An 18605-nucleotide genomic window follows, 5' to 3' on the forward strand; every position below is an offset into this window, starting at 1 on the left:
CGTGACGCGCTATCTGATACGCCGCCTGGGCCAGAGCGTCCTGACCGTCTTCCTGACCCTGTCCACCGTCTTCGTCCTGGTCCGCATGGCCCCCGGCGACCCCGCCGCCGCCCTGGCCGGGCCCAACCCCTCCACCGCGGACCTCGCCCGGATCCGCGAGCAGTTCGGCCTCGACCGCGGACTGCTCACCCAGTACGGGCTCTTCCTGCGCGATCTGTTCACCGGCGACCTCGGCACCAGCTACTCCTTCCACGCGCCCGCCCTGGACGTGGTGCTCGACCGGGTGCCGTACACCATCACCCTCTCCCTGTCCGCGATCGCCCTCACCACCGTGGTGGCCGTGCCGCTCGGCGTGTGGATGGCCCGTCGCGCCGACACCAAGCGGGAACTGGGCGCCAATGTGCTGACCATCGCCGGGCAGTCCATGCCGGACTTCTGGATCGGCGTGATGCTGCTGACCCTCTTCGCCGTGGCCGTTCCGGTGCTGCCCGCATCCGGCTTCACCACCTGGGGCGGACTGATCCTGCCCACCGTCACCGTGGCGATCCTCCAGATGGCGCTGATCTCCCGGCTGGTCCGCCGGGAGATGGTGGCGGCCCTCGCCTCGCCGTACGTCACCGTCGCCCGCTCCCGCGGAGTCTCGACCCGCGTACTGACCTGGCGCTACGCCATGGGCAACTCCGCCATCCCGGTGCTCACCGCGCTCGGCACCCGGTTCGCCGCGATGCTCAACGGTGTCGTGGTGGTCGAGGTGGTGTTCGGCTGGCCCGGTGTCGGCTCGCTGGTCGTCCGCGCCCTGGAGACCCGCGACTATCCGCTGATCCAGGCGACCGTGCTGGTCACCGCCGCGCTGGCGGTCCTCGTCCAACTCCTCATCGACCTGGCGTACCCGCTGCTCGACCCGCGGGTACGCCTGGGAAAGGCGGCCTGAGATGCAAGGCGCCCTCGAACCCCCGGCCCCCGCGAAGGCCGGCCCCGGGACCCGCCCCAGCGCGGTCACCGCCAGGGATCTGGCCCGCGCCACCGCCACCCGGCGCCGCCGCAGCGCGAGCCTCAAACTGTGGGCGGGCGCGGTCTGCACCCTGCTGGTCGTGGTGCCCGTGGCCCTCGCCCAGGTGCTGCCCCTGCGCGGCGCGGGCGAGCAGGACCTCTCCCGGCGCCGGCTCGCCCCGCTGACCGACGGCCATCTCTTCGGCACCGACCAACTCGGCCGCGATGTGCTCTCCCGGGTGCTGCACGGCGGCCAGGTGTCCCTGACGGTCGGGGTGCTCGCCGTCGTCGTCTCCGGCCTCATCGGCATCGTCGCGGGCGCCGCCGCCGGGTACTACGGCCGCTGGGTGGACGCCGTCGTCTCCCGGCTGCTGGAGGCCCAGATGTCGCTGCCCCTGCTGATGATGCTGCTGCTCGTGGTGGCTCTCTTCGGCCCATCCGTCACCGTCATCACCTGCGTCATCGCCATCGCCCAGTGGCCCGAGGTGGCCCGGCTGACCCGGTCGCTGGTGCTGGTCGAGCGGGAGAAGCCGTATGTGGCCGCCGCCCAGGTGCTGGGGCTGCCCCGGATCGCCATCCTGGCCCGCCATGTCATCCCCAACATCGTCCGCCAGGCATCGCTCGTGGTCCTGCTGCTGCTCGCCCAGGCGGTGCTGCTGGAGAGCGCCCTCAGCTACCTCGGCGCGGGCCCCCAGCGGCCGTTCGCCACCTGGGGCCGGATCATCTCCGACGGCCAGGACTACATCACCACCTCCTGGTGGCTGGTGACCCTGCCCGGCCTCGTCATCGTGCTGCTGGTGGTCGGGGTCAACCTGCTGGGCGACGGACTGCGCGACCGCACCCGACGGCGTACGACGGAGGGCTCCCGATGAGCGACACGACGAGCGCCCCTACGGGCGCCCCGGCGAACACCCCGCTGCTGGAGGTCGAGGACCTCCAGATCGAGCTGATCACCGACCGCGGTGTGGTGCGCGCGGTCGACGGGGTCGGCTTCACCATCGGCCCCGGCGAGACGGTGACCATCATCGGCGAGTCCGGCTCCGGCAAGTCCACCACCGCGATGGGGCTGCTGCGGCTGCTGCCCGAAGGGCTCGCCGTACTCTCCGGAACCGCCCGGATCTTCGGCGCCGACGTCATCGCCGACGCGACCGCCGCCGGGCGGATCCGCGGCCGCGGGGTCTCCCTGATCCCCCAGGACCCGATGACCGCGCTCAGCCCGGTGCACACCATCGGCCGCCAGCTGGGCGAGGCGCTCCGGCTGCGCCACCCGGGGATGTCCCGCGCCGACGCCCGCGCCAAGGGCGTCGAACTGCTCGGCCGGGTGCGGATCCCCCGCCCCGAGACCCGCTGGGGCGCCTACCCCCACCAGTTCTCCGGCGGCATGCTCCAGCGCGTCCTCATCGCCGTCGCGCTGGCCGCCGAGCCCCGGCTGCTGGTGGCCGACGAGCCGACCTCGGCGCTCGACGTCACCGTCCAGGCGGGCGTCCTCGACCTGCTGATGGAGCTCCAGGAGCGCACCGGCATCGGCATCCTGATGATCACCCACGACCTGGGGGTGGCCCGGCTGGTCTCCGACCGCATCCACGTCATGCGCGACGGCCGTTTCGTGGAGTCGGGACCGGTGGAACAGATCGTGGACCACCCCCGCGAGCGGTACACCCGCGATCTGCTCGCCGCCGTGCCCACCCTGGGCCCCTGGGACGAGACCCCCGCGGCCGCCGTCACCGAGGAGGCGCTGTGACTCCCACACCCCTGCTGGCCGTCGAGGACCTGGTGGTCGAATACCCGGTCGCCGGCGGTGTCTTCCGCGCGGTGGACGGCGTCAGCTTCGCCGTCCCGCCCGGCGGTGCGCTCGGCGTCGTCGGCGAGTCCGGCTGCGGCAAGTCCACCATCGCCCGCTCCATCGTCCGGCTGCTGCGCCCCACCCGGGGCCGGATCCTGCTCGACGGAACCGATATCGCGGGCCTGCCCGAGCGGCGGCTGCGTCCGCTGCGCAAGCGGGTGCAGATGGTCTTCCAGGATCCGTACGGCTCCCTGGACCCGCATCTGACGGCCGAGGAGATCGTGGCCGAGCCGCTGCGGCTGAACGGCATGCGCTCCGGGGCCGAACGCGCCCGCCGCGCCGCCGCCCTCATCGACCAGGTCGGGCTGCCCGCCGGTGCGCTCCAGCGCCGCCCGGCCGAGTTCTCCGGCGGCCAGCGGCAGCGGATCGGCATCGCCCGCGCCCTGGCCAGCGGCCCCGAGCTGCTGGTGTGCGACGAGGCCACCTCCGCGCTGGACGTCTCCGTACAGGCCCAGGTGCTCCAGCTGCTGCGGGAGCTCCAGACCGAACGGGGGCTCGCCTACATCGTCATCTCCCACAACCTCGGCGTGGTCCGCGAGATCAGCTCCGAGGTGGTGGTGATGCGCGCCGGGAGGATCATCGAATCCGGGCCCACCGGCAGGGTGCTCTCCGCGCCCGCCGAGCCCTACACCCGGGCGCTGCGACGGGCGGCGCTCGACCCGACGACCATGCGGGGACGCAAACCACGCGCCCTCGTGTCCGCGATCGCGGCCGACCAGGAACCCGTGGCGACCGGCCAGGAACCCGTCGCGGCCGACGTCGCGATCGCCCAGGAACCAGGAGCGACACGGTGAACGCGCACCCACACACCCACACCATCAGCCAGGCGTCCGCCGGCGGGGTCGCCCTGCCGGGCATCCCGGTGCCCCTCTCGCGGCTGGTGCTCGGCACCATGACCTTCGGTGACACGGTGGACCGGGCGGGCGCCGCCGCGATGCTGGACACCGCGCTGGACGCCGGGGTGACGGGGGTGGACACCGCGAACGCCTACGCGGGCGGCACCACCGAGACGATCCTGGCCGAGCTGCTGCCCGGCCGCCGCGACCGGATCGTGCTCGCCACCAAGGCCGGTATGCCGCACCCCGACGCCGGCGGCCACTCACCGCTGTCCGCGCGCGGAATGCGCGCGGCCCTCGAGGGCAGTCTGCGCCGCCTGGGCACCGACCACGTCGACCTGTTCTATCTGCACCAGCCCGACCGGGCCACACCGCTGGAGGAGACCCTCGCCACGGTCGCCGAGTTCGTCGCCGAGGGCAAGATCCTCGCGCTCGGCGTCTCCAACTACGCCGCCTGGCAGATCGCCGAGATCACCCACACCGCCGAGCGGGTCGGCGCTCCGCGCCCGGTGGTGGCCCAGCAGCTGTACAACCTGCTGGCGCGGCGGATCGAGGAGGAGTACCGGGAGTACGCGGCCACCAGCGGGCTGCGCACCATGGTCTACAACCCGCTGGGCGGCGGCCTGCTGACGGGCCGTCATACCTTCGAGCGACAGCCGGAGTCGGGGCGGTTCGGCGACTCGCGGGTGGCGGAGATGTACCGGCGGCGCTACTGGGACGCCGGGCTCTTCGAGGCCGTACGGAGCCTGTCGCGGATCGCCGAGGAGGCGGGCATCCCGCTGGTCGACCTCTCGCTGCGGTGGCTGCTCGGCCGGGACGGGGTGGACGCGCTGCTGCTCGGCGGCTCCCGTGTGGAGCACCTTCGCGCCAACTTGGCCGCCGCTGCGGCGGGGCCGCTTCCGGCGGGGGTGGCGGAGGCGTGCGACGAGGTGGGGGCGCGGCTGCGGGGGCCGATGCCCGCCTACAACCGGTAAGCCCGTGGCTCTTCCCCCACCCCTTCCCGAGCCAAAGGCTCCGCCCCTGGGGCCCGGGGCGGCCCCCGGACCCGTTCGCGGGTGGCGACGAGCCGTGCCGTCCGACCGCAGACATCTCCGTACCACCACGACCATGAGGAGCCCGGCGAACATGACCGCCGACCATGACACCGCGATACCGCCGACGGACGGGCGGCTTCGGGCGCGTCCGGACGATCCGGCGCGCCAGGAGGCGTTCCTGCCCGCGCCCGCCGTGCAGAACCACGCCGCCAACCTCACCGTGTTGCCCGGAGGGGACCTCGGATGTGTGTGGTTCGGGGGTACGCAGGAGGGCGTGCCGGACATCTCCGTGTGGTTCTCCCGGCTCGCCCCGGGGGGCGACACCTGGACCGAGCCGGTCCGGCTCTCGGACGATGGCACCCGCTCGGAGCAGAACCCGCTGCTGTTCCCGACCCCGGCCGGGGAGCTGTGGCTGCTGTACACCGCCCAGCGGGCGGGCGATCAGGACACCGCCGAGGTCCGGCTGCGGGTGTCCGCCGACGCGGGTGTCACCTGGGGCGCGCCGCGTACGCTGTTCCCGGCCACCGAGGCGGGCGGGGTGTTCATCCGTCAGCCGGTGGCCGTCCTGGACTCCGGGCGGTGGCTGCTGCCGGTGTTCCACTGCGTGGCCACCCCCGGTGTCAAATGGGTCGGCGACCGTGACACCAGCGCGGTGATGATCAGCGATGACCAGGGGCGTACCTGGCGCGAGCGGCCGGTGCCGGGCTCGACCGGCTGTGTGCACATGAACGTCCACCAACTGCCGGACACCACCCTGCTGGCCCTCTTCCGCAGCCGCTGGGCGGACGCAGTGTACCGCTCGCACAGCACCGACGGCGGGGAGACCTGGAGCGAGCCGGTCCGCACCGAACTGCCCAACAACAACTCCTCCGTGCAGTACGTCCCGCTCGCCGACGGACGGCTCGCGCTGGTCTACAACCACAGCAGCCGCGCGGACGCCACGGCCCGCCGGGTGTCCCTCTACGACGAGATCGACGATGAGGGGCGGACGGGAGGGACACCGGCCCCGGCCGCCACGCCGGACGACTCGGCGCCCGGCGCCTTCTGGGGCGCGCCCCGCGCCCCGATGACCCTCGCGCTCTCCTCCGACCACGGCCTGACCTGGCCCGTACGACGCGATCTGGACACCGGCGACGGCCACTGCCTGACCAACAACTCACGCGACCGGCTCAACCGCGAGCTGTCCTACCCCACCATCCGGCAGGGCTCCGACGGCACGTTGCACATCGCGTACACCTACCACCGCCAGGCCATCAAGTACGTCCGCGTCGCGCCCGATTGGGCGGCCGATGGCTGAGCCCCGCCACGCCGTGGTCACCGGTGTCAGCTCCGGTATCGGCGCCGCGATCGCCGCCCGGCTGCTGGACGAGGGGTGGCGGATCACCGGGCTCGGCCGTACGGCCCCCGCGCACCCGGTGACCCGGCTGCACTGGATTCCGGCCGATCTGTCCCGGCCGGAGGGTCTTCCCGAGGTGCTCGCCCCGGTGTCCGGGGTGGACGCGATCGTGCACGCGGCGGGCGTTCAGCGCTCGGCGCGGCTGGGGGAGCTCGACCCCGAGGACGGGTCCCTCATGTGGCGGATCCATGTGCAGGCGGCGGGCGTCCTGGTGGACACGCTGGTGGACCGGGTCGTGGACGGTGGCCGGGTGGTGCTGGTGGGCAGCCGGACGATGACGGGCGTCCCCGGCAAAAGCCAGTACGCCGCCACCAAGGCGGCGCTGCCCGCGCTGGCCCGGTCCTGGGCGGCCGAGCTGGCGCCGAGGGCGGTCACGGTGAACGTGGTGGCGCCGGGGCCGACGGACACCCCCATGCTGCGGGACCCCGGCCGCAGCCGCACTCCGCCGGTGATGCCACCGCTGGGGCGGCTGGTCCGTGCGGAGGAGGTGGCGGGGCTGACGTCGTTCCTGCTGGGCCCGGAGGGCGGTGCGGTCACCGGGCAGACGCTGGTGATGTGCGCGGGCGCCTCACTCTGACGGCGGCGCGGCGTCGGAGCGGGCGAGCGCCAGCAGCCCCGATGTGTCCCCGGGCCGGGCCTGGAGCGAGGGCAGCAGCAGGGTCCACAGATCGGCCAGCCGGTCCTCGACCAGCCGCCGTCCGTCGAGCGCCTCGGAGACGGTGTGCAGCCCGAAGAAGGCGCATACGACGGTCCGGGCGGCGGGCAGCGGGTCGACATGCGTGGCCAGATCGCCGTCGGCGCGCGCCTTCTCCATCAGCTGCCCCACCGCGTCGATCCACCCCACGAAGGGCGGTGGCATGGGCGCCTCGATCAGGGTGCGCTCGGCCCACAGCCGGGCTCCGGCTCGCACCACGATGTCGTCGCGGAAGGCGCGGGCCACCGCGAAGCTGAGCCGGACCAGTTGCTCCAGGGGCGGCGCGTCGAGGGCGGCGAAGCGCTCGATCAGCGGGGGCCAGGTGGCGAAGTGCTCCTCCACCACGGCGAGGGCGAGCCTTTCCTTGCTCGTGTAGTGGAAATAGATCGCGCCGCTGGTGTGGCCGGACCGGGAGGTGATGTCGCTGATGCTCGTTCCCGCGTATCCGCGTTCGTCGAAGAGGAACGCCGCGGCCTCCAGAAGGGATCGGCGTGTTTGTTCGGCCCGTTCTTGCACGTGTTCGCCGTCCTTCCCCGTCGGATGTGACGGGGAGAACTTAGCGGACTTTTGGCCTGAGATGGTGATGAGGCGAGACAGGTCAAACATTATTAGTATTTTAAGGTGATCGTTCGTGAGGCTCATGGCCTTTCGGAGCCGTCCGGTCCCGCCGGGCGGCCGCTCAGCTGGTCCCGCACGGTGGCGCGGGAGGCGGTGCACCGGGTCTCGGTGGCCGAGGTGCTGCTCACCGATGTGCGTACGCACGGTGACAACCGGTTCGAGGCCGCGGCCCAGTGGCCGAGGTCCCATCCCACCTTCCCGCACGGCGGAGACGGCCGCCATCATCCGCTGATGATCGCGGAAACCCTGCGCGAGCTGGGGATCTACATCCCCACGCGGTACTACGCGGTGCCCGCGGGGGCGCACTTCCTGATCCGGGACATCTCCTACCGGCTGGACCCCGAGACCGAGCCCAGGGCGCCGTACGGGGCCTCCGACATCACCTGCCGGGCCGCCGTCACCGACGTCCGCACCAGCCCCTGTGGACGTTTCGTCACCGGGATGCGGCTGGATGTGGTGCTGTCGGCGGGCGGCAAGCTCTTCGCATGGGCCGGGGGCACCGCGCGCTTCCTCGACGGCACCACCTACGCAGAGACCCGGGCCGCCGTCCACGGGCACACCGCGCGCCGCAGGTTGCGTGCCGCCGTACGGCCCTCACCTGCGCAACTGGCCGTTCCGGCGGCCCGGGACGTCCTGGTGGTGCGGGACGGGGGAGTGGTCTACCTCGACCCCGCCGACCCCCGCCACCCGTTCTTCTTCGACCACTGGAGCGACCATATGCCGGGCCTGGTGCTGCTGGAGGGCGCCCGGCAGGCGGCGGCGCTGGCCACCGGCGGGACGCTGATCCGGCCCGTCGTCTGCCGGATGAAGGCGATCCGCTTCACCGAGTCATATCCGCCGGCCGTGGTCGAGTGCACCTCCCACGGCCGGACGTGTGTCTTCCGGCTGCGCCAGGCCGGTATCTGCACGGCGGTCGGCGTGCTCCAGTACCTCTGAGCGACGAACACGCCGTGCGACGAACAATTTGACGACGAACAGGCTGAACGACGAACAAAACGCCGACGCTGAGTAGCCTCTTGCTTACTGCGGGTCATCAAACTAACGTAGTGATCGTTATGTTTCGGGCAGGCGAACCCCACGGCCTGTACGACGACAGCGGTCGGCGCGCAGCGCCCTCATGAGCCGCCAGGACGATTTCCACCGCGTGGCTCCCGCAGGTACAGGCATCCCCTGCGCCGATTCCTCCACCTCCCATGGAACGGCAGACAGATGACAGCCGAAAAGTTTCTCGGATGGACCCCAGCCGCCATCGTCTTCGACTGTGACGGCACCCTGATGGATTCCGAACGACACTGGGAGGAGGCGCGCGAAGTGGTCCTCAGAAGCCATGGAACCGCCCCCGACGAGGAGTTCGCGCGGCGCACGAAAGGGCTCCACTACACCGAATGCGGGCGCATGCTGGCCGAATTCGCCGGACGCCCCGAACTCGCCGACGAGATGACCGGACAACTCCTGGACGCCTTCCGCCGACTGGTGGCCGACGACCCGGTCACCATGCCGGGGGCGCCCCAACTGGTCGCGAAGGCGGCCGCCTTCGCACCGCTGGCCGTGGCCAGCAACTGCCCGCGTGACGTCGTCGAGGACGGACTCGCCAAGGCCGGGCTGCTGCGGTACTTCGGCCATGTGCTGGTCCCCGAGGGGGACGTACGGCCCAAACCGTACCCCGACGTCTATCTGGAGGCCGCCCGGCTGTGCGGGGCGGCTCCCGAGGACGCCCTCGCGGTGGAGGACTCCCACTGCGGGTTTCTGTCCGCCTCGCGCGCCGGGCTGAGAGTGCTCGGAGTGGGCCCGCGGAAGCCGGTGGACGAGCCCCCGCCGGTCGATGTGTGGGTCTCCACCCTCGCCGACCCGGACCTGGTCAAGTGGGCGGACTCCCGGGCGGCCTGAGGGGCTGGGCCACGCTCACCGCCTGGGCCACGCTGACCGCCTGGTCGGTGGCGGGCGCCGCGGGTCACTTCTTCGCGTCGTGGCCCGCATGGCTCGCCGAGCCGTCCATGCCCTCCATGCCGTCCATCCCGTCCCCCGTCTTGGCCCCGCCGTGGGATCCGCCGTGGGACATGGACATCCCCTTCTCGAGCGATCCGCCGATCTTCTCGCGCAGGGGTTCCAGCGAGCCCATGGACAGGCCGGTGACCGACCAGCGCTTGCCGACCAGGTACATGCCCCCGTAGTCCTTCGACGTGGTCAGCCAGTCGTGCTGGCCCTTGTCGGTGGCGAAGGTGACCATCGTGAACCGCTTCTGACCGGACCCGCAGGAGCCCTGACGCAGCTCATCCGCCTCGGTGATGATCGTGGCCTTGCAGCCGATGGCGTCGGCGATCTTCGTCAGCGGCGCGGGCTTCCCGGGCTTGGCGAACTCCTTGGTGGCGGGGGACACCTTCTTCTGCTCGTGGCCGGAGCCATGTGTCCGATCGCCTCCACCGCAGCCGGCCAGGAACAGCAGGGCCGCGCCGACCGCGGTGGCACGGAGAGCGAGTGACACATCAACCTCCCGTAGAAAATCCGGCGGGGCGGCCCGGGCTCTGATGCCTCGGGCCACCCGCCGCGGTGGACCAAAAGTAGTGGTTGTCTCCCTTACTGGCCCGCCTTCTTGCCCTTGTCGGTGACGGCGAACCAGGTGCCCTTCACGCCCTGGCCGTTGATGTCACCGGGCTTCTTGTCCCCGGTGAAGGTGTACAGCAGCCAGCAGTCGAACGCCGCCTGCTTGGTGCCGTCGGGGCGCTTGAAGGAGGTGACCTTCGCCGCGTCGAGCCCGGCGACCTTGGTGGTGTCCACGGCCTTGACCGGCTTCCAGGTGTCCAGGCAGGCGCCGAGGCAGCCGGTCTTCATCGGCCAGGCGCTGTCCTTGTTGAACCGGTAGACGGTCATGCCCTTGCCGTCCACGATGATCTTGCCCAGCTCGGCGTTGTTGTTGACCATCAGCTGGAGGCTGTCGTCCGCGGCCGCGGTCTTGCCGGCCGGCTTTCCGTCGGGCGCCAGCGCGTTCCAGGTGCCGCCCACGCCCTGGCCCTTGGTGTCACCGGGCTTGTTGTCGCCCGCGAAGCGGTAGACCGGCCAGCCCGCCAGCGTCAGCTGCTTGGTGCCGTCGGCGCGGGTGACCGAGCCCAGCTTGCCGGCCTCGATACCGGTGGTGGCCGCGGCGTCGTCCGCGGGCACCGCGGGCCACTTGGTGGCGCAGTCGTCGTTGCAGTTGGACTTGGCCGGCTTGGGGGTGTCCTCGTCGAACCGGTAGAGCGTCCAGCCCTTGCTGTCGGTGACGAACTTGCCCAGCTTGGCGTCCTCCTTGACCGCCAGCTGCTTCGCCGGACCGGTGCGCTCGGCCTCGCCGCCCGCGCCGGCACCGGTGTCACCGCCCGCCTCGTACCCGCCGCCGGCACCGGCCGCGGCCCCCGCGCCCGCCGACGCGGAGGCCCCCGCACCCACGGTCTGGCTGCCACCGGCCGGCTGCACATTGGCGCTGCCCGCGCTGTTGTCCTTGCTGCTGCCGCAAGCCGCCGTCAGCAGAACCATCGCTACCGACACCCCGGCGAATGCGATGTGACGCCGCTTCTCCATGACCATTCCTCTGCAATCTCGATCGGTCCGGCGGTGATTGCGCCGACGCCGGTCCATACGGAGCCCGTGCGGACCGGCGTTCAGCGGCTCGCGAATTTGTCACCGGACGCAAAATTCGCCGGATCGCTGAGCACACAGCAGTCGACGGCCGTTTCTCACGGCCGTCGCGGTGTCGGTGGTGCGGCTGGATCGCTCCCCCGCTCCTCGATCACTCCTCGATGCGCAGCGCCAGGGCGGGGCAGCGGCGGACCGCGCGGACCGCCTGCGCCCGCAGCTCCCGGGGCACTTCCATGGTGGCCGAGGACGGATAGCCGTCGATCCCGAGCGTCAGCACCTCGGGCGGCAGGATGTCCGCGCACAGCCCGTGGCCCTGGCACAGCGACCAGTCCACCAGGAGCTTCTCCATCGGCCCCCGCTGGCGGCGCTCATCGCGCGCCGCGGGGTTCAGCGGGGCGGGCGGCAGGGCGAGCGGCAGCGCGTCCTCCGGCAGCGGCAGCACCCCCATCGTGGGCCGTCCGCAGCCGGCCCCGAGCGCATGCGCCTCGAACTCCTCGGGGAACGCTTCCAGCGCGGTGGTCACGAAACCGGCGGTGCCATCGGGATGGCTGCACGCCCCGCGCTTCCTCACCGAGTTGACGTAGGCGCGCACATTGTCGATCGCGGACTGGCCACCGCCGCGCTCCACCTGGCCGATGGCGTCCGCGAGCGCGGGCAGCCCGATGAAGCAGGGCCCGCACTGACCGGCCGTCTCGGCGGCCAGCCAGCGCGCGATCCGCGCGGTTTCGCCGAGCGGGCAGGTGTTCTCGGGGACGGGCAGCACCGCACCGGCCCCCAGCCGGGCGCCGTACTTCTTCATGGACTCCCGGGAGATGGTGGCGGCGTTGATGCTCTTGGGGTCCAGCCACTTGCCGTGGTAGCCGCCCACCAGCACCGCCTGGCCGGGGGTGAGGCCGCACAGCTCCAGGACGTAGGTCAGCGGCACCCCGGTGGGCGTCTCCAGCACGTACTTGCCACCGACCGTCAGCAGCGTGGTGCCCGGCTCGGTGGGCAGCCCCACCGAGCGGTACGGCAGGGCACCCATCCGCGCCGCCACCGCGAGCTGGGCGAAGGTCTCGGTGTTGGACAGCAGGGTGGGCAGCCCGCTGAGCCCGCTGTCGCTGGTCCGGATCTTCCGGCCGTTGGGGATGGCCGGGGCGCCGCTGATGCCGTTGATGACCGCGCCGCCCTCACCGGCCACGAACCGGTCGTCGGTGATGTTCACCGAGACCGGGACCCCGCTGGGGCCCCGCTCGGCGATCGCGGCGGCCAGGGACTCCTGGACATCCTGGCGGTGCACCGCGATGGCCACCTCCTCGGCACCGAGCGCCTCGGCGGCGAGCACGGCGCCGTCGATCACCAGATGCGGGGTGTGCAGCAGCAGCGCGGTGTCCTTGAGGCAACTGGGCTCGCCCTCACTGCCGTTGACCACCACGGCGCAGCGGCCCTCGCGCCGGCCGGCCGACTCCACGACCGCCTGGACCTTCTTGGCGAAGGGGAAACCGGCGCCGCCGCGCCCGCGCAGATCGATGTTCTCCGCGAGCGCCACGAGCTCGTCCGCCCGGAGGGCCGGCATGGTGCCATGGACGGTCAGATGGCCGACGCGGTCGAGCCGGTACACCTCGTCGAGCCCGGCCAGCAGCCGGGGTGGATCGACACAGGCCAGCCTGGGTTTGGTCGTGATCACCGGTCCCACCCGCGAGAGGCACCGAGCGGCTGGCTGTCACGCCGTCCGGGTTCCGCCGAACGGGGGCGCGGCACGGTGGGATCGGACCGCCCGGTCCTGCCCTCCTGCATGCTGCGGGCCGGAGGGTTCCTGACCTCGATGCCGTCCGCCCGGTCGATGTCCTGGCGCCGCCGCTGCACCAGCCGCAGCCACAGCGCGATGGCCACACCGGCGAGGGCCGCGATGTAGCCGTAGGTCGCCCAGGTCTTGGCGGCGCGTCCCGCCTTCAGACCGTGGATCAGCGCGGCGCACCACGCGGGGTAGGCGCCCACATGCAGCGCCCGCCACCAGCGGTAGCGCCAGCGCGAGTTGCCCCTGGAGGCGAACGAGCTGCGGGCCGCACCGGTCACCGCGGCGATCACGAAGAGATAGCCGGCGATGGTGCCGAGCCCGATCAGCACCGGCTGATTTGCGTCAGCGAACGGTATCGCGATGGACGCGGTGTTGGTGTGGCTCTCCGCGACCTTGACCCAGATGTGGACGGCGAGGAAGAGCAGTCCGGCGACCGCGGCCGCCCGGTGGATGGCCTGGGCCAGCAGCCGCTGCTTGGTGTGCAGGATCATCTGGTCGGTCGCGGCGAGCCCCCACAGCACCGCCGAGGTGAGACAGACCAGCGCGAGCACACCCGCGCCGAAGTCGAGGAACACGAACATCTTCGAGAACGCGCCGGCGCTCCAAGTCACGTACAGGGACAGTGCGATGGAGCCGACGACGGCATAGATCCGGATGTGGCGTGGCCATCCCAGTCCGGATGGATCATGCTGCTGGGTCCGGCGAGCGGCTCGTCGTCCGCCACGAGCTCGGCGTCCCCCGTGACGCCCCTGCGAGGAGGGGAGCGGCGTTTGGGACATGGACATTGGAGCCTCCCGATCGCGCGGATTCGCGCGGGTGACGAGATACGTCAAAGTCGTCTTGGGGGCAGCAGCTTCTCGGAAGTACACCTGATCTCCATAAGATTTGTCGTAACGTGACAACTTCTAGTGGACGCACCGTGCCCACACCGTCCCCGGCTGATCCACTGTCGTCTCAATGGCAAAGAACCGGCAAAGTGCCGGGACCGGGAGGGGGCGGGGTCCTCTATGACGTAGCGGAGGACCCTCGACTCCCTGACCGGTACTGGACGAACCGGTGATGGAGGCAACCTCCACGGACCTGACCGACCCCCCAACGGCCAGGTCTCCCCCCGGCAAGAACGAGGTAATGATGGGCGAACTCGTGAACCGCATCTGGTCCCGCCCCCGTGGCGAGTGGACCCGCGTTCTGCGCAATGAACTCCCGTCCCTGGCCGACGAGGTGGTTGAGAACCTTCGGCACAGAATCCCGGGATTCGCCGAACTCCTGGAGGACTCTGAGCGAGACAAGGTCCGATGGGGAGTCGAGCAGGCTCTCCTGACCGCACTCGGCCACCGCAAGGCGGGCGAGGACGGCGCGGGCGAACTGGCCGCCGTCTCCGGTGAGGAGGCGCTGGCCGAGGTGCCGCCCGAGCGGGCCCGGCGCGATCTGTTCGAGGCCCTCATCGGCGAGGTGGCGGTCTCCGAGCGCACCTTGGTGGAGCTCTCCCGGGCCGCCCGCTGGCCGCTTCCCGAGACGGTGCAGGCCATCGCCCTGCCCACCCCGGGCGAGGCCCCGCAGCTGGCCGCCGTGCTGGGAGACACCCTCATCGGCGCGGTCGGCGACGAGCTGTGCCTGCTGATCCCCGACCCGGACGCGGACCCGGGACCCACCCCGGACACCGGCACCGCCGCCCAGGAGGGCGAGAAGGACCCGGAGCGGGAGCCCACCCCGGCCGAGCCCGGCACCCGGGCGGCGCTGGAGACCGCGCTGCGCGGCCGTACCGCGGCCGTGGGCCATGTGGTGCCGCTCAACGACGCGTCGTCCTCGGTGCGTTGGGCCCGGCGCCTGCTGACCCTGGCGCCCGCCCGCTCCGGCCCCGAGGCCCGGGTGCTCTTCGTCGACGACCATCTGTCGATGCTGCTGCTCCTTCAGGACGAGTCGCTGGTCCGGGCGCTGGCCGCCCGGTGGCTCAAGCCGCTGGTCGGGCTGACCCCCCGGCAGAGCGAGCGCCTCCAGATGACGCTGCTGGCCTGGCTGGAGGGCGGTGGCGCGCCCGAGGCGGCCAAGGCCCTCAAGGTGCATCCGCAGACCGTGCGCTACCGGCTGCGCCAGATCGAGAAGCTCTTCGGGCCCGGCCTCCGGGACCCCCGAATACGCTTCGAGCTGGAGATGGCGCTGCGCGGCCGCAGGCTGATGGCGCAGGTGGACCGGATACGGCGCCACGCGTCCCGGGTGAGCCGCCGGACCCGTACCGGCGCGCCCCCCGGTGTCCGGCCGCTGGGCATCGCCAGGGAGGCGCGCGTCAACGGACTCTGACCAGGACTGAACGCCGACAGGAGGCGAACCGTCGGCCGCGCTCACGCGGTCGGCGGTTTTCGCTGCCCCCGACGGCCCGGGAAGCCCGCCGGGACGGCCGCGGCGGGGTGGTTCAGCCCCGCGCCCCGGCGGGCGCCGCCGTACGCGGGGCCGTGCGCATCGCGGCGTTCAGGCCGAGCAGTTCGCGGTAGGCGTGGGAGCAGAAGGCGCATTCGTCGAGATGGCGCGCGAGCGCCCGGCCGCGCACCCCGCCGCGGCGCACCGAGGCGCCGAGCCGGCCGCTGAAGTGCCGGCACCGGTCGTCGCGCGCCGACTCCAGATGGGCCCGCAGATACGACTCCCGCAGCCCCTCACGGGCCCGGAACGCCAGCGAGGTCACCCCGCTGGGGGAGATGCCCAGGGCCATGGCCACCCGGTGCGGGGGCTCCTCCTCGACGAGGGTCAGCCACAGCACGCTCTGCCAGCGCTCGGGGAGCTCCCGGAAGCTGCGGATGAGCAACCGGCGGTCCTCCCGGGCCACCAGATGCTGCTGGGGGTCGGCCGTGGCCGCGTGCTGCCGCCAGGACTCGAAGTCGGCGGTGAGCAGCACCCGGCGCTCCCCGGCGCTCCACTCCATCGCCGTATGGCGCACCACGGTGAGCAGATACGGCCGCCAGGGACCCCGCGGACCGCCCCCGGCGCGAACGGCCTGGAAGGTGCGGAAGAACGCCTCGGAGGCCAGGTCCTCGGCGTCATGGGGGTCACGGCAGCAGGTCCGGGCGTAGCGGAGGGTCGCCGGGTGGTGGCGGCGGTAGAGCAGGTCGGCCGCGGCCGGACTGCCGCTGCCCGACCGGTAGCCCTCCACCAGCCGCCGGGTGAGCTCCTGGTCCGAGGGGGGACGGACCGGTCGGTCGGTATGTTCCGGTCCCGGGAACCCCTCGGTGTCCGGGTGCTCCGCCGCCGGAGCGTCGGTGGCCGCCTCGTCGTCCGCGGCCTGGTGTAAGTGCCCGGTGACAGCGCGGCGCGCGCCGGCCTTCCGGCCGACGCGCGCCTGGTGAGTGCTGGCCATCAGGTGCACTTCTGGCCGCTGTTGATGCAGTCCACCGCCTTGTTCATCAGGTCTTCCGACATCACGTTGATGAAGTCGTCGTGGTCCGTGATGGGCTTGTGCAACTGCTCGGGGAAGCCGTCCACGGCGAACGGGGTGTTGGCCGGTACATCGTAGGTGAGGGTGTTCACCAGCTGGGGGATGGCCTTGAAGCCGTTGGGGCAGGAGCCGTCCTCATTGGCGAACGCCACGTGGTCACGGTGGTTGGCGCTGTCGATGTTCTGGCCGTCCCAGCAGCTCTGGAAGTCGAAGGTCCGGGTGACCGAGCTGCCCTCGGGGCAGAGCGGGTACTTGTCGGTCAGCTGACGGTCCTCGAAGCCGGTGCAGCTCCAGGAGGCGTTGGCGTTCTTGTCGCCGTTGGTGAACGCCTTGGCGTCACCGGTGATGATGCGCAGGAACTTCGGCATCGCCGTGACCTTGCTCTGCGCGTTGCCCTTGAACTCGATCTTGGAGCTCTTGGGGGTCAGGATCGTGCCGACGTTGCCCTCCTGGCCGCCGCCGAGCTCGTTGGCGTCCGCCTCGTCCTTGCCATCCTGGGCGCGGACCACGGGCCAGTAGTAGGTCGACTTGTCGTCCTGGTTCTCGCAGGAAGTGCCGCCCTGCTCGAAGGTCTGGTTGTTGGCGAAGGCGTCGTTCTTGTCGTTGCCCACGTAGTCGTGGGTGTGGTGGGCGCCGTTGCCGACACCGGGCGCGACGATGACGTTGTCACTGTTGCGCAGCTGGGGGTCGCCGACTCCGCACTCCGAGGAGAAGGTGCCGGTGGAGCCGTTCCCCTGGGCCTCCGGCGGCTGCTGGACGTTCGGCTGCACCTTGGTGATGTCGACGAAGTCGTCCTGCGACGGGCCGTTGCCGGCCTGGCCGCCGGCGTTGCCGGGCACCTCGTTGGCGCCCTCGCCGCCCTGCTGGTCGCCGCCTTGCTGCTGACCGCCTTGCTGGTCGCCGCCTTGCTGCTGACCGCCCTGCTGGTCACCGCCCTGCTGCTGACCGTCCTGGCCGGCCTGGTTGGCCACCTCCTGCCACTTGCAGTCGGCCATGCCCTGGAGCTGGGAGTTGTCGCCGCCCATGGCCGAGCCGATGTTGTTCAGCGTCTGGGAGCGGTCGTCGTTGAGCTTGGAGAGCACGGCGTCGTTCGAACCCTGCTGCTGGTTCATCTGCTGGTACGCCTTGGCCACCTGGTTGTCCAGCTCGGCCAGGTTCTTGTCGACCTCGGGCTGGGCCTTCGACGGCACGTCACTCAGCTGCTGCCCCACGTCGGGGCACTGGATCGTCCCCGCCTTCGCGGCCACGGTGTTGTTCTGCTCGGAGCCGCTATTGTCGCCGTGGGCGGACGCGTTGGCGGCGATGATCGCGGCCCCACCGCCGCCGAGCGCCAACGCGGCGACGATGGCGACGGTCTTGTTGGTGAACCGCCCGCGTTTGTGGGTCTGTTGCCTCATGAGATCACTTCACTTAGTCGTTAGAGGGCGTCGAAGTCGACAAGCCCGGTGTCCTCGAGGACCGTGATGTGGTCGAGAACGATGGCATTGGCCCTGGTGGCCAGAGATCTGACCATGGAGTTGCGGCTCTCGGCTCGCACCTGTGCCACAAGGTTGAACACCTTGCCGTGAGCGGCGCGCAACCGGTTTGCGAAAACCCGCTCGAACTCGGCGCTGCTGCCGGCGTTGGTCATCTCATTCAGCCAGCCCTGCTGCTGATCGTTGGGCTGGCTGGGCAGCTGGATTCCGAGAGCCCGGCCGACCTCCTCGGAGCGGCGGTCGAGTTCGGTGTGTCCCTCGATGAGATGCTCACCGGCGGTCTTCACGGCGTCCCGGCTGTCACGTTCCTGGGCGAGACGTCCGGCCGGGAGCTCCCACGTTCCGGCGAGCCTGACTTTGCGGACAAAGTCCCGGTCAGTGGCCGTGAGCGGCCCGTACTGGGTGCTGACCGTCCCACCGCCGTCGTCCGTGACGCCATTGCGCGGCTGGGCCACGCTGCTCTCACCGAACAACGACACCGGAATGAGGATCGCCGCCAGGGTGACGGCGAGCGCCCCGATGATGAGCCCGGTGCCGATGGTACGGCTGGAGGCGATGGATCTGGTGAGGTTTGCTGATGGCACAGCGCCCTCCTTGGTTCGGAGTGACACCGGACGCTAGTACCTCGTGTGGCTCGGTCGTGGAGACCTCATCACTAGTGAATAAAGCCGGGACAGAGATCATTACCTGCTGGTACTCTGCGCGGCCGCCCTCCGGGGGCGCTCACAAAGATTTTTCCCACCCCGTTGAGCAACTCACCGGGCCCGTACGTACGGCAGGGAGAACCCGGTGCACGGCCGCGCCCGAGCGGCCCGGCCGCACACCGTCCCGACGACCCGGAGGCGCCCCGCCGTGGATGCGACAGCGAGGAAGACCACGCCCACCAGGCCCCGTCATCTGCTCAGG

At 71.4% G+C, this 18605-nt stretch carries 18 protein-coding genes; 10 read left to right on the top strand and 8 right to left on the bottom strand.

The genetic code is table 11. The features are described 5' to 3' along the window. The first annotated feature begins 1 nt into the window (after position 1). The 7 genes from ACJX2R_RS42660 to ACJX2R_RS42690 all read left to right on the top strand — a co-directional run bounded on the left by ACJX2R_RS42660 (position 2) and on the right by ACJX2R_RS42690 (position 6676). The gene (locus tag ACJX2R_RS42660) at positions 2-931 is read left to right on the top strand and encodes an ABC transporter permease (protein ID WP_086883580.1); all 930 of its coding nucleotides are present in this window, start codon (positions 2-4) and stop codon (positions 929-931) included. A gap of 1 nt (position 932) precedes the next feature. Beyond that, positions 933-1862, top strand: coding sequence for an ABC transporter permease (locus ACJX2R_RS42665; RefSeq protein ID WP_413104438.1), 930 nt, complete (start codon positions 933-935; stop codon positions 1860-1862). Then, complete coding sequence (locus ACJX2R_RS42670; protein WP_413104439.1) at positions 1859-2731, top strand: ABC transporter ATP-binding protein; 873 nt, start codon at positions 1859-1861, stop codon at positions 2729-2731. The genes ACJX2R_RS42665 and ACJX2R_RS42670 overlap by 4 nt, the downstream gene beginning before the upstream one ends. Continuing rightward, positions 2728-3627: an ATP-binding cassette domain-containing protein gene (locus ACJX2R_RS42675; RefSeq protein ID WP_413104440.1), complete on the top strand. Its 900-nt coding sequence runs from the start codon at positions 2728-2730 to the stop codon at positions 3625-3627. The genes ACJX2R_RS42670 and ACJX2R_RS42675 overlap by 4 nt, the downstream gene beginning before the upstream one ends. Continuing rightward, the gene (locus tag ACJX2R_RS42680; protein WP_413104441.1) at positions 3624-4643 is read left to right on the top strand and encodes an aldo/keto reductase; all 1020 of its coding nucleotides are present in this window, start codon (positions 3624-3626) and stop codon (positions 4641-4643) included. Before ACJX2R_RS42675 ends, ACJX2R_RS42680 begins: the two co-directional genes overlap by 4 nt. A 151-nt stretch (positions 4644-4794) precedes the next feature. Next, positions 4795-6000 carry a sialidase family protein gene (locus tag ACJX2R_RS42685; RefSeq protein WP_413104442.1) on the top strand — a complete coding sequence of 402 codons (1206 nt, stop codon included), beginning with the start codon at positions 4795-4797 and terminating at the stop codon, positions 5998-6000. Continuing rightward, positions 5993-6676, top strand: a complete 684-nt coding sequence (locus ACJX2R_RS42690) for an SDR family NAD(P)-dependent oxidoreductase (RefSeq protein WP_413104443.1) — start codon at positions 5993-5995, stop codon at positions 6674-6676. Before ACJX2R_RS42685 ends, ACJX2R_RS42690 begins: the two co-directional genes overlap by 8 nt. On the opposite strand, the gene ACJX2R_RS42695 is transcribed toward ACJX2R_RS42690, so the two are convergent. Then, on the bottom strand, positions 6668-7309 hold the full coding sequence (locus tag ACJX2R_RS42695; protein ID WP_413104444.1) for a ScbR family autoregulator-binding transcription factor: 642 nt from the start codon (positions 7307-7309) through the stop codon (positions 6668-6670). The two genes, ACJX2R_RS42690 and ACJX2R_RS42695, sit on opposite strands and share 9 nt — an antisense overlap. Positions 7310-7414: 105 nt before the next feature. Here ACJX2R_RS42695 and ACJX2R_RS42700 point away from each other — a divergent pair, with 105 nt between their 5' ends. Together ACJX2R_RS42700 and ACJX2R_RS42705 are read left to right on the top strand one after the other, a co-directional pair. Continuing rightward, complete coding sequence (locus ACJX2R_RS42700; RefSeq protein ID WP_262701303.1) at positions 7415-8347, top strand: ScbA/BarX family gamma-butyrolactone biosynthesis protein; 933 nt, start codon at positions 7415-7417, stop codon at positions 8345-8347. Positions 8348-8620: 273 nt separating this feature from the next. After that, on the top strand, positions 8621-9298 hold the full coding sequence (locus ACJX2R_RS42705) for an HAD family hydrolase (RefSeq protein ID WP_138916226.1): 678 nt from the start codon (positions 8621-8623) through the stop codon (positions 9296-9298). Positions 9299-9362: 64 nt separating this feature from the next. Here ACJX2R_RS42705 and ACJX2R_RS42710 read toward each other — a convergent pair whose 3' ends face one another. The 4 genes from ACJX2R_RS42710 to ACJX2R_RS42725 form a co-directional block, all read right to left on the bottom strand. Continuing rightward, a complete protein-coding gene (locus tag ACJX2R_RS42710) occupies positions 9363-9893 on the bottom strand; it encodes a hypothetical protein (RefSeq protein WP_413104445.1) in 531 nt (176 codons plus the stop codon). Between the two features lie 92 nt (positions 9894-9985). After that, complete coding sequence (locus ACJX2R_RS42715) at positions 9986-10966, bottom strand: SCO0930 family lipoprotein (protein WP_138916224.1); 981 nt, start codon at positions 10964-10966, stop codon at positions 9986-9988. A gap of 208 nt (positions 10967-11174) precedes the next feature. Then, entirely contained in the window at positions 11175-12689 is a 1515-nt protein-coding gene (locus tag ACJX2R_RS42720) for an NADH-quinone oxidoreductase subunit NuoF family protein (RefSeq protein ID WP_262701300.1), read from the bottom strand. After that, the gene (locus ACJX2R_RS42725) at positions 12686-13411 is read right to left on the bottom strand and encodes a hypothetical protein (RefSeq protein WP_413104446.1); all 726 of its coding nucleotides are present in this window, start codon (positions 13409-13411) and stop codon (positions 12686-12688) included. The genes ACJX2R_RS42720 and ACJX2R_RS42725 overlap by 4 nt, the downstream gene beginning before the upstream one ends. Positions 13412-13928: 517 nt before the next feature. Here ACJX2R_RS42725 and ACJX2R_RS42730 point away from each other — a divergent pair. After that, entirely contained in the window at positions 13929-15098 is a 1170-nt protein-coding gene (locus tag ACJX2R_RS42730; RefSeq protein ID WP_413104447.1) for a PucR family transcriptional regulator, read from the top strand. A gap of 112 nt (positions 15099-15210) precedes the next feature. Here ACJX2R_RS42730 and ACJX2R_RS42735 read toward each other — a convergent pair whose 3' ends face one another. The 3 genes from ACJX2R_RS42735 to ACJX2R_RS42745 are packed head-to-tail and all read right to left on the bottom strand — an operon-like array spanning position 15211 to position 18283. Then, a complete protein-coding gene (locus ACJX2R_RS42735; RefSeq protein WP_413104448.1) occupies positions 15211-16146 on the bottom strand; it encodes an RNA polymerase sigma factor in 936 nt (311 codons plus the stop codon). Continuing rightward, positions 16146-17621, bottom strand: coding sequence for a DUF1996 domain-containing protein (locus ACJX2R_RS42740; RefSeq protein ID WP_413104449.1), 1476 nt, complete (start codon positions 17619-17621; stop codon positions 16146-16148). Before ACJX2R_RS42740 ends, ACJX2R_RS42735 begins: the two co-directional genes overlap by 1 nt. A 20-nt stretch (positions 17622-17641) precedes the next feature. Beyond that, positions 17642-18283 (bottom strand): DUF4142 domain-containing protein, encoded by a 642-nt coding sequence (locus ACJX2R_RS42745; protein WP_413104450.1) that lies wholly within the window; start codon positions 18281-18283, stop codon positions 17642-17644. Positions 18284-18605: the final 322 nt, after the last annotated feature.

Origin of the sequence: Streptomyces sp. Inha503, from assembly GCF_047215865.1 — a bacterium.
Taxonomy (GTDB): domain Bacteria; phylum Actinomycetota; class Actinomycetes; order Streptomycetales; family Streptomycetaceae; genus Streptomyces; species Streptomyces lycopersici.

What these genes read in the sequence shown, in the direction of transcription:
- ACJX2R_RS42705 (WP_138916226.1), top strand. Translation starts at nt 8,621, where the DNA reads ATGACAGCCGAAAAGTTTCTCGGATGGACCCCAGCCGCCATCGTCTTC.
- ACJX2R_RS42685 (WP_413104442.1), top strand. Translation starts at nt 4,795, where the DNA reads ATGACCGCCGACCATGACACCGCGATACCGCCGACGGACGGGCGGCTT.
- ACJX2R_RS42735 (WP_413104448.1), bottom strand. Translation starts at nt 16,146, where the DNA reads ATGGCCAGCACTCACCAGGCGCGCGTCGGCCGGAAGGCCGGCGCGCGC.
- ACJX2R_RS42730 (WP_413104447.1), top strand. Translation starts at nt 13,929, where the DNA reads ATGATGGGCGAACTCGTGAACCGCATCTGGTCCCGCCCCCGTGGCGAG.
- ACJX2R_RS42740 (WP_413104449.1), bottom strand. Translation starts at nt 17,621, where the DNA reads ATGAGGCAACAGACCCACAAACGCGGGCGGTTCACCAACAAGACCGTC.
- ACJX2R_RS42670 (WP_413104439.1), top strand. Translation starts at nt 1,859, where the DNA reads ATGAGCGACACGACGAGCGCCCCTACGGGCGCCCCGGCGAACACCCCG.
- ACJX2R_RS42665 (WP_413104438.1), top strand. Translation starts at nt 933, where the DNA reads ATGCAAGGCGCCCTCGAACCCCCGGCCCCCGCGAAGGCCGGCCCCGGG.
- ACJX2R_RS42715 (WP_138916224.1), bottom strand. Translation starts at nt 10,966, where the DNA reads ATGGAGAAGCGGCGTCACATCGCATTCGCCGGGGTGTCGGTAGCGATG.
- ACJX2R_RS42690 (WP_413104443.1), top strand. Translation starts at nt 5,993, where the DNA reads ATGGCTGAGCCCCGCCACGCCGTGGTCACCGGTGTCAGCTCCGGTATC.